Here is a 14,378-nt window from a genome sequence, read left to right as displayed (position 1 = left end):
TAAGATTGCACAGCAAAGGAGTCTTAAATGCCAAATAATTACCATCAATACATTGAAGACGTTAGTGATGATATAAAGACATGCCTTGAAGGAATGGGATGTCAGCCCATCCTTTTTGTTGGTTCGGGGTTAACTAAGAGGTATCTTTCTGGCCCAAACTGGGAAGAGCTTCTTCAACAACTTGCTTCTGAATGTCCTAATATTGATAAAAGATTTGCTTATTATAAACAGAAATATCCTGAGTTAATTGATATTGGAAGCGTATTCTCTGATTCTTATAACGAGTGGGCATGGGGTGCCGGAGAAAAAGAATTTCCAGTAGAATTATTTGAAGAGGGGAATGATCCAAGCATTTACTTTAAACACAAAATATCTACTATTTTTAATTTATTATTACAAGAAAAGGAAATTTTAGACAATGGCGAGATTGAACTTTTAAGAAAGATCCATCCTCACTCAATTATCACAACAAATTATGATAAACTACTTGAGTCGATATACCCTGAATTCACGCCAATAATAGGTCAAAAAATTCTGTATGCTAACCATGGTAGCATTGGCGAAATTCTTAAAATACATGGTTGTTGCTCTACACCTAAAAGCATAATAATAAATCGTGATGATTACGATGACTTCATAAAGAAAAAGAAATATTTAAGTGCAAAATTACTTACTTTCTTTGCTGAACACCCTCTTCTTTTTATAGGTTATAGTGCAGAAGATTCAAATATAAAAAACATATTATCTGATATTGATGAGCTACTTTCAGAGAATGGAGATGTCATCCCCAACATATACATTCTAGAATGGGCCGAAAAGCAGAATGAGAATGAATACCCACGCCGTGAACGGTTGATCCAGGTATCTACAAACAAAAGCATCCGAATAAAAAGCATCGTTGCAAATGATTATTCTTGGGTGTTTTCAGCATTTGGCTCGAATAGAGCCCTTGATAATATAAACCCCAAATTATTACGGGCACTTTTAGCTCGCACTTATGACCTTGTAAGAACTGACATACCTCGTAATCCTGTTCAGGTCGATTACCGGGTTTTATCAAATATTAGCGAATCAGAAGGTGAACTAGCAAAATTATATGGCATAGCAACGTCATCTGATGGTATGGCATTTAATGCCAGCTTCCCTTTTACTTTAACCACACTAGGTCAGTCACTTGGCTTCAAAGGCTGGCATGATGCGAACAAACTATTAGAAATAGTTAAAAATATTACTGGCGTAGACATTAAGACGTTCGATAACAAATATCACTATGCAATAATGAACGATGATGAAATTCAATCTCATAGATATTCTAACTATCTTCGTGAACTCCTTGAAAAAGTTCGAAATGGAGATGAGTTTGATTTAGGGGTAAAGGCTCCGTAATCATTCCTAACCTTGCCACTTCTTATAGCCGCTTAAATAGCGGCTTTTTTTTACGATAAGTTCGATTTCCCATGCTCTTTAGTTTGTTGTTTAGTATCTATTTATTCTCTAGTTGTTCGGGGTTTTTATTATTTAAATAACGAACAAAATCCTCGTCAAAAGAATTAATTATACGCATCGATTCATAACCTATCTTACCATTCCCCGGGATGTGATAGTCATATTTAAAAGGTTTACCCCTTCCATTTTTGGAAATTAGATTGATAGAAACATACTTACCATCAACATTGACCATAAAAGTGTGACCATTAAATTTCTTATCGCTGTTTATATGATTTTCTACCGATGCTTTGATGTGTTCAGGGCCCGTTATTAATAATCGAGAATTTCCTGACAAATTGGATTTATTATCAAAAAATGGTTCATAGTTATAGTTTTGTTCATCATCGTGAGTGATTTCCGCCTCTCTATTAACTTTTTTTGATGATTGCGTCTCAGATATATTTGCAGAGTCACCCCCCTGATTTTCATTTATTTTTTTAATTATACTGCGCAATGATAAATTTTCTTCACGAAGTTTTTCTATCTCTTGTTCAAATTCAATGCTCATTTTGACAGCATCAGAACGAATCTTTCTTGCCTCATCACGAGTCAAAGGTGTTTCATCATCTATTTTTTGTTGTATTTCTTTGAGCTCGACCTGTCTTTTCCTAAAAAATGCGTATGCAAACTTTGCAGGGTATGGATAAATGAAGATAAAGAATAAAGTTGTAACAAAAGGGAGTAGCAGCCCATATATAAAATGGGAGTAATCGCCTGGATATATAGAACCATCTATAAACTTGAATTTATCTTCTATTTTCATATCGGAGAACAAAGTAAATATAAACTTATAGTTCCATATTACCCATGACAACAAAAAACATCCCAGTAGCGGACTGGTTAATCTATCGTACAGTTGTGCCTTTACCGTTTTTATTAAATCTTCAAACATATTAATCACCCAGTAAAAGATGAGATTCTAGTTGTGAAATATAATAATCTTGAGGCATCAAAAAAATCAAGCAGTTACATTATTTTAGCTAGCCTGATTTTGCTTCCAAAAAATTCATTTGTGAGCAGTCTCACTATGAATTGGGAAAATGACGGGTTTAAGTAGATTAGCGATAGATCTTAACTAGTTATCTCGCTACAGCGCGCAATGCTCTTCCCACCTCGCTAACAACGTCTTGAGGGGCTGTTCTCCATACCAGCGAATCGATGGTCACAGGCCGATACAGACACGAATACATCAGGTGAATACATGGAATAGAGATGAGAGGCTTCAGAAGAAACAGTATCAGCACCGAAATAACTGATTTTCCTCATTCTCCGGGCGGCCTTTTCCTGCACTTATCCTGACCGCCTAAGAAGCTCGCCACGCACCCGAACAGCACGGCGCCACCCACTGACACTCCCGTGAACCCGCGCAGCGACGCGCTCAGCCCGCACAGCAAATCGCACTGGCTGCGCACGCTGTGCGACGTGGATTTCACCCCGCCGGTGGAAGGGGAAACGCTGGAAACCCACGCGCCGAACTTCTGGCGCTGGCTCGACCGGGCAGCCAGTAGCAACCCGACAAAACGTAACGTGATTCTGGCCGCACTGTTTATGGTGCTGGCGAACCGCTACGACTGGCAGCTCTTTCTCGAAGTCACCGGCCCCGGCGGCAGCGGGAAAAGTATTCTCGCCGAAATAGCCACGATGCTGGCCGGAGAGGATAACGCCACGTCAGCCGATATCGACACGCTGGAAGACCCGCGCAAGCGTGCCTCCCTGATTGGCTTCTCACTGATACGTCTGCCTGACCAGGAGAAATGGAGCGGTGACGGTGCCGGACTCAAGGCCATCACCGGCGGCGATGCGGTCTCCGTTGACCCGAAATACCAGAATCCGTACTCGACGCATATTCCGGCGGTCATTCTGGCCGTGAACAATAACCCGATGCGCTTCACCGACCGCAGCGGCGGCGTGTCACGTCGCCGGGTAATCATCCACTTCCCGGAGCAGATTGCGCCGGAAGAACACGACCCGCAGCTCAGGGATAAAATCGCCCGCGAGCTGGCCGTGATTGTGCGCCAGCTGATGCAGCTGTTCAGCGACCCGATGAGCGCCCGCTCCCTGCTCCAGTCGCAGCAGAACTCCGACGAGGCGCTCAGCATCAAGCGCGATGCTGACCCGACGTTTGATTTTTGCGGTTATCTGGAAGCGCTGCCGGAGCCGGACGGGATGTATATGGGGAACGCCAACATTATCCCGCGCCAACCGCGCCTGTATCTGTATCACGCCTATCTGGTGTATATGGAGGCCCACGGCTACAGGAACGCGCTCAGCCTGACCATGTTCGGCAAGGGGCTCTCAGCCATGCTGAAAGAGTACGGACTGAATTACGAGAAGCGCCGCACAAATCAGGGCATGCAGACCAATCTCGCCCTCAGGGAGGAAAGCAACGCCAACTGGCTGCCGAAGTGCGACGAACCCACCGTGACATAACCTACCCGGACCGGTATTGCCGGTCTTTTTTTGCCTGCACACCGACCAGAGTGAACAGTAAAGTGTTTATCCTGCCCGTAAGTTCATCTGCTAAAATAAAAAAATTAATTAACGAAACTTACCCGCGCACAAAACCGTTCCCTTTAATCAGTCACATATATAGTAATACACTACTAAATTTCGACCGTTCCATACCAAAAAATGATTCATTAGGTATTAAGTTGCCTCCATCTTTTACACAACCTATAACTATTATTTGTTAAAGCACCCCCAAATCAATGGGGTAACATAAGAAAAATAAATAAGAACAATCCAAATATACTTTTATAAGCGACAATTACTGCAAACCATAATCAGAAAGTATAAAAACCTTCATTTACCCTTGAGTAAAACACTATTATTCAAACACAAATTAATAATATTAATCATACTTTTGCCATTCCTTATATATAAAAATAAAAGAGCATGATATCTTAAAAATTTAAATTTTAAAAAACAAAGCACCACTCAAAAAATCAATGTAAAAAATTAATCTTATCGGATATCCCCAGTGTCATTTAAATACCTATCAAGTTGACTTTATGCTTCTCAAGCTTAGAGTATTGAAGTATAATTTCACTTACTCCATATGTACTCTCTAGATTCATTGAGATATAATCACCTATCAGCTAAGGCAAAAGGCATTTTGTCGATGAACATTACAAACAAACATGTAGTTATTCTCACTCTCCCATTTGTAGCATTAATCCTCGTCAGCGAGCATTCATTCATATGGAAAAATATTGATAAAATTGGTTCACTGGCCACAGCAGCAGCCCTATTTGCTGCCATGTATCAAAGTTATGTTGCATGGATTGCGGCCAGGTCGACGAGTGAAGCTAATGCTCAAAATTTTTTTCAACAAAAATTTAATTTAATACTCGAACAACACAACAATTCTTTAGCACTTGTTACTCACTGGCTAAAAAACAACCCATTAGATATAAAGATAACAACTCATGCCGTATGCTATATACGAGGTCATGAAAATTTAAGCCCTTACATGAGAATTTTATACCATACTCTTAAAACCATAAGAACCGAATTCCCATCCTCCTCTAATGACAAACAATATGATTCAATTTCATTACAAAAAAAATACTCTTCACTTGTAAGATCATTTATACCCAACGATGTTTTATATACCATCGCAATAAATTCATCTCTTTTTGATGAGAAAAAAACATCAATCCCTAACAGCTCACAATATGAATATTATTACAAGATGCTTGTAGATTATGATTTTTTTGAGCATCTTATTATAAAATCCGAAAATAAACTTCATCTAAAAAAAGAGATACATGAGATCTGCATATATACATATGATGCTTGTTTTGCATTTTATGCAAAGCAAGCTAATATTGTTCACAATGATAGAATCCATATCGAAAAGCTTGATGGTTTACTAAATGATATAAATTTCCACATTTGTCTAACCTATAACTTACATGATAAATACATAGTCACCCCTGAATACATAAGTAAAAAAATAAAAATATCAGAATTAGCACTTAAGTTCTTCATAAATTATGAAAGTTCTCTATCACCCCATGAGCTTATGAAGTTCCTAGTATCTAAAACAAATGACTTAATAACTACAACCACAAGAGAAATCATCAGAAATCACAACTACTTCTACCATAACCAGATCAGTAGTACATATGGTCTCTTTAACGAAAATTGCATATGTGATTATTTTTCAAAAAACCTAAAATTCAATAATAAAACAGCAGACATCATTATATTTAGAGATAACTTCCATCAAAACCTAAAAAAACTAATTGAAGATACATCAAGTTATTATAAAAACACCAATGCTTACAGGAGCAATATATCCAATGCAGCAAATATGATATCTAATGAAATAGAGAATCTTATTGGAAAAATAATAACCATGCGGCAATTAATTGATTACTATAATATTCCTGAAGAAATCTTAGATTGTAAAAGAAAAGAACTAATGCGCCGTGTAAAAGATAAAATCGACGCTAATCACATATATTAAAAACGTCATGACTTAGACTAGTAATATGAAGAAGTCTCCATGGATATTAAAAATATTTTACTTTCCATCACTGATAATACAGTCAGGCTAGAGAGAGTAGTTAAAATGTTCTCCTCATAATGTTCTTTAAAATTATCTTACCTAGCGCCGTCTTTTGATATAGTAAGACAGGATTCATGTATGATCACTATACAACCTAACCAGGCTGGAAGTATAGATCACTCTCACATAAGAAAGCAGAGCAGACTTGGTGCAGAAGTGCGATGAACCCACCGCAACACAATCTAACCTGGCCGGCAACAGCCGGTCTTTTTTTACTGACTGACTGTCCAGAGTGAACAGTAAAGTGTTCACTGTTCACCGAGTATTCACACGCTAATATCTTGAAAATAAATAACAAAGACCTGCAGTGAACAGTGTGAACAGTTTTCACCAAAAAAACTTTTTGCTTCCCCCTCATCACCATCGTATTGCCGTGATAGTCGCCGGAAACCGGCCAGAGACGCGCTGAGGTGAAGAGTTGACTGTTCACTCTTCACCAACTGGTCACCATCTATCATTATGATATAAAAAGAAAAATAAGAAGGTGAACAGTGTGAACAGTTAAATGCAAAAAACTTTTTCTCTAGCCGCCTTAGTAGATACAGAAAAATCATCAGGAGGAAGGGCAATCGACAACTTTAGATAGGTAAGAATGCTATGACATTCCATAATTGGTACACGTTTAGGTACATAAATGAAAGTTGAATACAATAAAATAATTTAAATTCAAACAATTACATTGTCTATTCAGACTCCGCCAGCCCACCAAAATTCTCCATCGGTGATTACCAGAGTCATCCGATGAAGTCCTGAAAGCCCGCACGGCGCAAGCCCTGCGGGTTTTTTTGTTACCTGTGCGGTCATATTCTCTGTATAAATCTCGAGCATCATCTATGCTTGTTTTGCACCACGATGCCATATCGTAAAAAACCATGGTGCAAAAAGATACCTAACCAATTGAAATACCAAACTAATACCGAGTAGCGGCTACGCGATGGCGACGGGCTGGCGTTGTTGATTAAGCCATTCGGCAGAAAGATCTGGTTCTTCAAATACACTCCCCCGGCGCTGAAAAAAAGGGCCACCATCAGCATTGGCCCCTACCCCGCTTGGTGCCAAATGCCAACGCTGCAGCCATAATCTCACCATGGCGTGATGTAACAGATGACGACTGATGGTTATCTTCGTCAGGTACTTGATGTTTCTAAAGACAAAGAAAGGCGAATCATGGGCAGATTTCAAGGTAAACGCATCCTTATCACTGGCGGTACCAGCGGTATGGGATTTGCAGGCGCACTGCGCATTGTTAGTGAGGGCGGCAATGTTGCCATTACGGGCCTCAATGATGAAAGGCTGAAGCGCGCCCGTAGTCTACTGCCTGAATCATCTCTCATTCTGAAAAACGATGCAGCCAGCGAAGCAGATATAAGCGTTCTTCAGGCAGCGATAAGCGGCTGGGGTTCACTCGACGGACTATGGCTTAATGCTGGCTTCGCAGAAGTAGGTGCTCCGGAATCGGTGACAGCGGATGCTTTTAACCGCATGATGAATGCTAACGTCCGCGGCCCGATGCTGCAGCTTGCCGCTCTTTCTGGATCCCTCAATTCAGGCGCATCTGTTCTTGTCACCTCATCTTCATCTGTATATGAAGGTGCGGCAATGACCAGCCTCTATGCAGCAACGAAAGGCGCAGTTGTCGCAATGGTTAAAAGCTGGGCCTCTGCGCTGGCTGTGCGGGGTATTCGCGCCAATACGCTGGTACCGGGTCCGATCGAAACGAACTTTAGACATTTCATGCCGGAAGAGTCGCGTCAGCAGTTTGAGGATTTTGTTGTCAGCCAGGTCCCCCTCGGCCGGGCAGGAACCGCGGAAGAAGCCTCTGCTGTCGCACTTTTCCTGCTTTCTGATGACGCATCCTATGTCACCGGCAGTCAGTACGCGGTAGATGGCGGGCTGGTGCATTACTAGATATGGCAACACCGGCATCATTTCCTGATACAGATCCTCAAACCCCCACTGTAGAAGTGGGGAAAATAACGGCCCCTGCTTACATCAATAAACAATCCGTTACTCCAGAATCGTCCATTTTTCGCTTAAAACAGCCCGGCAACATCCGAACGCAACGAACAGATTCAATGTGCAATATCTCCCGTGACCCAGACTGCCCATCAAACCGGTAAACACCAAAATGATTCATTTGAAAGGATAAACGTGGTATTCAGGCATGGCGGGCGCGTGAAGAATCACAGACTGTTGATGCAGCGATGACATATCAGGCCAGCGACAGCAGTGTTATGTCCCTACCGCAATCTCAACTGGGCGGGGCGTTTATTCGGATGAGAAGGACTCACTCGGGGAGGGAGGCAATAATGGCAGATTCAGAACGCGATAAACCAGCTGCGTTGTCATTAAATATCGGCAGTAAAATAAGACGACTACGGCAGTCCCGGGGGATTTCGTTAAACGATCTGTCTAAATTGTCAGGGGTTTCAAAGGGAGCGTTATCCAAGCTGGAATCAGGATCTTCCAGTCCCCGAGTTGATACGCTGGACGCTATCGCCACCGCGTTACGTTTACCGGTCGGCGATTTGCTAAGCGGCAGCAGGATGTATCCCCGCTTTGAAAAATATCGCCCTGTGCCGGGCGATTATTCGCAAATGATGAAATTCCGCATCGGCCCCGGCAATACCTCCGAGATATGGTTGCTGCAAATGGAACCGCGGGTCACCATCCACAGCCCCGGACATTCAGAGGGGGCGCATGAACATATTCTGGTACACAGCGGAACTCTGCGCCTGCGCTTGAGCCAGTATGAAGTCATCACCCTGGAGCCCGGGGATTTTTATGCCTTCTCTGCGGAGATTGCGCACACGTACAGCGCAACGGAAACGGCGGTTAGCGCGACGGTGGTGATGACTCACCTCGAGCCCGGTTAACTCCGCCGCGCCATTATCGGACCTGGAGACCTGAGATATGGCGCCAGAGTTTCGGGCATCTGTTCACTTAAAGAAACAAAAACGGTCCGCTGAATGCCTGAGGGAAAATTATTTTAAAAATAAAATTAATTAAATTCAGGCGATTGATTGCGAACTGATAAATATCTTCCCCCGTCATCGGGAAACCCGTTGTTCAGTTTGCGGGTTAACTGTATTGTTATTTCGAACAGCAGAACCGGCCTGCTTGCGCTGTATTTCCCCACAAAGCAAAGCAGGCGTAATAGCCGGGAATCTGGCCATAATACGGTCACTTTCCTGATGGTCCTGGCGTCTTTATATTAGCGCTCAATATCGCCTAACCCGGCTGTGCGCCGTGCGGCCCAATGCCTGCTCTTTTTTTATGATGAAATCAACCCACCCGCATTAAATATGTGTGACGGAGAAAATGAATGCGTAAAGTTAATTTAAAAGACAGTTTTGCTCTGTTCAGCGATTACTGGAGCCCGAAAATTGTCGGCGAAATGAATAACGAATATGTCAAACTGGCTAAATTATCCGGAAAATTTGACTGGCATCATCATGAACAGGAGGACGAGCTTTTTCTTGTGATCAGCGGCCGCTTGCGAATGGGCTTAAGAACAGGCGATATCATTCTTGATGCCGGTGAGTTTATTATTGTGCCGAAAGGAACTGAGCATTGTCCTGAAGCGTTAACCGAAGAGTGCTGCGTCGTTTTACTGGAGCCAAAATCGACCCTGAATACGGGTAATATCGTCAATGAACGTACCGTGCGTGAACTGGATAAACTCTAATCGTCTGGCGGTGCGGAACAAACCGGGCCAGGGGAAGTTTTAGCGTTACCGGTTACCCGGCCCCCCTCTCAGGATAAAACCACCCATAACATCTCGCGCAACCCTTTCATACTCCGGCCGCGTCAGCGGCCGGAGGGATAGATTTACTCCTTGTCAGAATAGGCGTCCAGCATGGCAAAGACCGCCCACCGCGCCGCATCGTCTGCAATATTGTCAGGCAGCGCATCAGCCCGCAGATTGACATAAGCGTCGGCAGCCCTTCGGATGGCAATCCCGACAGAGTGACGATCGTGCGTTGCCAGAGTGGAAGTCAGCAGGCCATCGGGATCAATGCCGAGGGCTTCTATTCGGCGAACCCCGCGTTGCGGTAGATTGGCGCGACGGAACAGCATCGGTCCCAGCACTTGTTCGCGGAAGAAGGACAGCATCCCCAGCGCTTCGAAGAGTTCGCCCCTGCCCAGTTTAACCCCGGCATAATGCAGCCAGATCCAGGCTCGGGACTCAAACCACTCCGGCGTCATGTTCGGCCAGTAAGCGCTAAATTTTGCCAGCTGGCGCTTGAGAGCATCGCTATCACGGGTAAATAGCACGGCAGGCTCCTCAACGCGCTGAGTGAGCATGTCCAGGGTGATAAATTTGAGATCGACATGCAGAAGTTGCGGGCCAAACAGACAGATCAGCAGGCGAGGCTCGCCGACGTGTTCCCCGGTGAAAGCATGTAGCAGATGGCCGAGGGTTCCGGCGAACGCCATACGCTGAGCCATGATTTCGTCATAATAGAGAGGGTCGACCACCACCACGAAATCCAGATCGGAGTATTGATCAAACCCGCCATGGATAAACGATCCGCCGGCGAGAAGGGCGTGGATCCGCGGGTCAGACTGTAATTTAAGCTTCAGTTGCTCTGCAAAACTTCTGTGTAAATCGGGGAGCGTATTAAACATACTTTTTCCTGTTCACAAAAAAGACAAAGCATTACAGAATATCGAGTGATTGATCGGCAGACCAGATATTTCTGCAGGAGCCCTGCGCTCCCATGAGGGGCTCCCGAAACGATAATCCCCTCAAACCACCTCGCTCATCCACTCAGCAAACGCCCGCACGGCGGGAGAGAGAAAGCGCTGGTGCGGATAGAGCAAAGTGACGGGTACCGGGGGCGGCTGCCAGTCCGCCAGCACTTCCACCAGCCTCCCCTCCCGCAGGTGGTCAGCAACGATATTCTCCGCCAGCTGCGCCAGCCCAAATCCTGCCAGGCACATTTTTATATAGAGCCCCGTTTCATTCACCGCGGCGGTGCCGCTGACGGGTACAGAAAAAGTCTCGCCGTGGCGAAGGAAGCGGAACTCATCGGCCCGCCTCGCCTGGCCGGAGAAATAATGCACGGCCCGGTGCTGAGAGAGCGCCTCCGGTGATGACGGCACGCCATATTCCCTGAGATAGTCCGGTGACCCGCAGGTGACCCAGCGAAAGCGGCCCAGAGGCCGGGCCACCAGGCTGGAGTTGTTCAGCTCTCCCGTGCGTATCACGCAGTCGACGCCTTCCTGAATGAGATCGACCTGCCGATCGCTGACCCCGATCATCAGGTAGATATCAGGGTAACGTCGGTAAAAGTCTTGCAGATGGGGCATGACGATGAAATGCGCGATGCCCGCGGGCATATCAACCCGCAGGCGCCCCTGAGGCCGCGCGACAGACTCGCTCAGGCTGGATTCGCTATGTTCGATGAGGGCGAGAATTTCCCGGCACTGCGCCAGATACTGCATCCCTTCCGGAGTCAGGCTCACCCGCCTTGTGGTCCGGTTCAGCAGTCGCACCTTCAGGTATTTCTCAAGGTTTTTAATGGTACTGGTGACAGTGGAGGCCGGCAGGGAAAGGGTTTCCGCGGCACGCACGAAGCTCCCTGCCTCCGCGACGCGCATAAACATCTGCATAGCCTGGATACGATCCACCTTCTTTCTCCCCTGTAGCGAGCAGCCTACCGACAGGCGGCATGATTATTCGTTGATTATGAATAATGAAAACAATTTACGCATCTTTTTGCGCTTAATCGCCTGGCGTATCGTTGCGCTGTGGATATCGCGTGAGGGGCCAAAAATGACCATGCCCTCAATAAATATCCAGAGAATCAACACGTTAAATAACACGCATAAAGGAAAAATAATGTCCGTTCAGCCTGTCGAATTACGTAAGGCGTATCGTTTATTGCAGGTCGGGTCCACCACCATGATTTCCGCAAAATATGATGGCGTCGAAAATGTCATGTCAGCCGCCTGGGTTGGGCTGGCAGGCGAGCGAAAAGTGGTGGCCTATATCGGCCCCCAGGCCTTCACTCGTCAGCTGGTGGAAAAGAGCGGCTATTTCGTCGTGCAGATCCCCGTAGTCAGCCAGATGGCAACCGTCCTCTACGCTGGCGGGCGCAGCTATGCCGACGCGCCGGATAAAAACGACACCATCCCCTTCTTTTATCAGCCGGGGTTCGATCTCCCCCTTGTCGCCGGCTGCGCGGGCTGGCTGGTGTGCAAAGTGATGCCTTACCCGGACATCCAGCAACAGCACAATCTGTTTATGGGCGACATCGTCGCCGCCTGGAGCGATGACCGGGTATTCCGCAACGGACACTGGATCTTTGATGATGCGCCGGACGAGCTGCGGACCGTTCACTATGTCGCAGGCGGGCAGTTCTATGCCATCGGCAAAGGCAGCAAATTCGATCATGGACCGGGTAAGGACTGACCCTCCCCGGTCATGAGCATCACTGACGAGATGTCTGCGCGGCAGAGCGGCTGATACTCCGGCGCCAGACGCCGGGCGCCTGGCCAAACTGGCGCTTGAAGCTGCGGTTGAAGGACTGCTGGGAGTCAAAGCCGAGGGCGATCGCCACGTTGAGGATCGGCTCGTTGCTGTGGGCTAAGCGTTCGACCGATTTTTGCAGCTTTTGCGCCCGGATATACTCCCCGAGGGGGTGCCCGGTATGTTCTTTGAAGATCCGCTGCAGGTGCCACTTCGAATAGCCGGCTCGCCGGGCAACGGTATCAATATCCAGACGGCTATCAAGATGGTTGTCGATCCAGTCGATCAGATCCTGAATGATGGCGCCAGTGTTCATCATATTTCCCCCTCGCGGCCGGTTAAAAGCATCTTTAGCAGTTGCATTAAAAGGTGGCCTGGTTTTACACAAAATGCAAGTTTTATTGTTGCATTTAAAACCCTGCCAGATCGCGCCTTTTTTCTCCGGTGAGGATCGCACATAAAGTGCAACAATTATTCTTGCACTTAGTTAAGCGCCTTCCTACAATCGCCGCGATAGTGTATTCGAAATTGTTACAATTTTGTGGCGATGATCGACACAAATGGCCTTAAGCCAGCCCGGACAAAGGAAGTGGCGCAGCCTCTCAGGCTGCGTCTTGCCCGGCGGCTACAATGACTGGAATAAAAATAATGAGCCTGCAAAAAAACTGGGGAAACATTCACCTGACCGCGCTCGGCGCGATGATGCTCTCCTTTCTGCTCGTCGGCTGCGACGACAGCGTCGCGCAAAACGCCGCGCCGCCCGCGCCTGCCGTCAGCGCCGCTAAGGTGTTGGTGAAGTCGATCAGTCAGTGGGATAGTTTCAACGGTCGCATTGAAGCGGTGGAGAGCGTTCAGCTCCGCCCCCGCGTCTCGGGATATATTGATAAAGTGAATTACACCGACGGCCAGGAGGTGAAAAAGGGCCAGGTGCTGTTCACGATAGACGACAGAACCTATCGCGCCGCGCTGGAGCAGGCGCAGGCGACGCTGGCGAGAGCCAAAACGCAGGCCAGCCTGGCGCAAAGCGAGGCGAACCGCACCGATAAATTAGTCCATACCAACCTCGTCTCCCGTGAAGAGTGGGAGCAGCGCCGGTCAGCCGCGGTACAGGCGCAGGCCGATATTCGCGCCGCGCAGGCGGCGGTGGATGCCGCGCAGCTTAACCTCGACTTCACCAAAGTGACCGCCCCTATCGACGGCCGCGCCAGCCGCGCGCTGATCACCAGCGGCAACCTGGTCACGGCGGGCGACACCGCCAGCGTGCTCACCACCCTGGTCTCGCAGAAGACGGTGTACGTCTACTTTGACGTCGACGAGTCAACCTACCTTCACTACCAAAATCTCGCCCGCCGCGGGCAAGGCGCGTCCAGCGATAATCAGGCGCTCCCGGTGGAGATTGGCCTGGTTGGCGAGGAGGGCTACCCCCATCAGGGCAAAGTGGATTTTCTCGATAATCAGTTAACGCCGAGCACCGGCACCATCCGCATGCGCGCCCTGCTGGATAACTCGCAGCGGCTGTTCACGCCGGGTCTGTTTGCCCGCGTGCGTCTGCCGGGCAGCGCGGCGTTCCAGGCTACGCTTATCGACGACAAAGCGGTGCTCACCGATCAGGATCGTAAATATGTCTATATCGTTGATAAAGATGGCAAAGCGCAGCGACGTGATATCACGCCGGGGCGGCTGGCCGACGGTTTACGCGTCGTGAAGCAGGGTCTGAAGCCTGGGGATAGCGTCATCGTCGACGGCTTACAAAAAGTGTTTATGCCGGGTATGCCGGTTAACGCCAAAACCGTTGCCATGACCCCCAGCGCCGCCCTCAACTGATCCCTAATCAGA

Annotated in this window: 11 protein-coding genes and 2 pseudogenes; 9 read left to right on the top strand and 4 right to left on the bottom strand. The window is 47.1% G+C overall.

Features of this window, described 5'->3' with window-relative positions:
- Positions 1-27: 27 nt before the first annotated feature.
- Positions 28-1,386 (top strand): SIR2 family protein, encoded by a 1,359-nt coding sequence (locus tag L2I46_RS17210; RefSeq protein WP_236948061.1) that lies wholly within the window; start codon positions 28-30, stop codon positions 1,384-1,386.
- 97 nt (positions 1,387-1,483) lie between these two features.
- Here L2I46_RS17210 and L2I46_RS17205 read toward each other — a convergent pair whose 3' ends face one another.
- Positions 1,484-2,380, bottom strand: a complete 897-nt coding sequence (locus L2I46_RS17205; RefSeq protein WP_147734092.1) for a hypothetical protein — start codon at positions 2,378-2,380, stop codon at positions 1,484-1,486.
- A gap of 473 nt (positions 2,381-2,853) precedes the next feature.
- Here L2I46_RS17205 and L2I46_RS17200 point away from each other — a divergent pair.
- From L2I46_RS17200 to L2I46_RS17175, 6 genes and pseudogenes are all read left to right on the top strand, one after another.
- Positions 2,854-3,918 (top strand): annotated as a pseudogene (locus tag L2I46_RS17200) (DNA primase family protein); the annotation flags it as partial.
- Positions 3,919-4,609: 691 nt separating this feature from the next.
- Positions 4,610-5,962: a hypothetical protein gene (locus L2I46_RS17195; protein WP_147734090.1), complete on the top strand. Its 1,353-nt coding sequence runs from the start codon at positions 4,610-4,612 to the stop codon at positions 5,960-5,962.
- 1,029 nt (positions 5,963-6,991) lie between these two features.
- Positions 6,992-7,111: pseudogene (locus tag L2I46_RS17190) on the top strand (integrase arm-type DNA-binding domain-containing protein); the annotation flags it as partial.
- Between the two features lie 120 nt (positions 7,112-7,231).
- Positions 7,232-7,972, top strand: coding sequence for an SDR family oxidoreductase (locus L2I46_RS17185; RefSeq protein WP_048335038.1), 741 nt, complete (start codon positions 7,232-7,234; stop codon positions 7,970-7,972).
- Between the two features lie 401 nt (positions 7,973-8,373).
- Positions 8,374-8,940 carry a helix-turn-helix domain-containing protein gene (locus L2I46_RS17180; protein ID WP_048298702.1) on the top strand — a complete coding sequence of 189 codons (567 nt, stop codon included), beginning with the start codon at positions 8,374-8,376 and terminating at the stop codon, positions 8,938-8,940.
- Positions 8,941-9,389: 449 nt separating this feature from the next.
- Positions 9,390-9,752 carry a cupin domain-containing protein gene (locus tag L2I46_RS17175; protein WP_060591865.1) on the top strand — a complete coding sequence of 121 codons (363 nt, stop codon included), beginning with the start codon at positions 9,390-9,392 and terminating at the stop codon, positions 9,750-9,752.
- 143 nt (positions 9,753-9,895) lie between these two features.
- Here L2I46_RS17175 and L2I46_RS17170 read toward each other — a convergent pair whose 3' ends face one another.
- Both L2I46_RS17170 and L2I46_RS17165 read right to left on the bottom strand, forming a co-directional pair.
- On the bottom strand, positions 9,896-10,696 hold the full coding sequence (locus L2I46_RS17170) for a hypothetical protein (protein ID WP_072413481.1): 801 nt from the start codon (positions 10,694-10,696) through the stop codon (positions 9,896-9,898).
- A gap of 120 nt (positions 10,697-10,816) precedes the next feature.
- Entirely contained in the window at positions 10,817-11,701 is an 885-nt protein-coding gene (locus L2I46_RS17165; RefSeq protein WP_072421409.1) for a LysR family transcriptional regulator, read from the bottom strand.
- Between the two features lie 211 nt (positions 11,702-11,912).
- Between L2I46_RS17165 and L2I46_RS17160 the strand changes: the two genes are divergently transcribed.
- Positions 11,913-12,485, top strand: a complete 573-nt coding sequence (locus tag L2I46_RS17160) for a flavin reductase family protein (protein WP_044524415.1) — start codon at positions 11,913-11,915, stop codon at positions 12,483-12,485.
- A gap of 19 nt (positions 12,486-12,504) precedes the next feature.
- Here the strand turns inward: L2I46_RS17160 and L2I46_RS17155 are convergent, their stop codons facing one another.
- Positions 12,505-12,858 carry a helix-turn-helix domain-containing protein gene (locus L2I46_RS17155; protein WP_032429203.1) on the bottom strand — a complete coding sequence of 118 codons (354 nt, stop codon included), beginning with the start codon at positions 12,856-12,858 and terminating at the stop codon, positions 12,505-12,507.
- A gap of 332 nt (positions 12,859-13,190) precedes the next feature.
- Here L2I46_RS17155 and oqxA point away from each other — a divergent pair, with 332 nt between their 5' ends.
- Positions 13,191-14,366 (top strand): multidrug efflux RND transporter periplasmic adaptor subunit OqxA, encoded by a 1,176-nt coding sequence (gene oqxA / locus L2I46_RS17150; RefSeq protein WP_023290702.1) that lies wholly within the window; start codon positions 13,191-13,193, stop codon positions 14,364-14,366.
- The last annotated feature ends 12 nt before the right edge of the window (positions 14,367-14,378 follow it).

This window comes from Klebsiella sp. 2019SCSN059, assembly GCF_021739525.1.
Classification (GTDB): Bacteria; Pseudomonadota; Gammaproteobacteria; order Enterobacterales; family Enterobacteriaceae; genus Klebsiella; species Klebsiella quasipneumoniae.
Note: the sequence above shows the minus strand (reverse complement) of the source record. Positions and strands in the feature narration are given on the sequence as shown.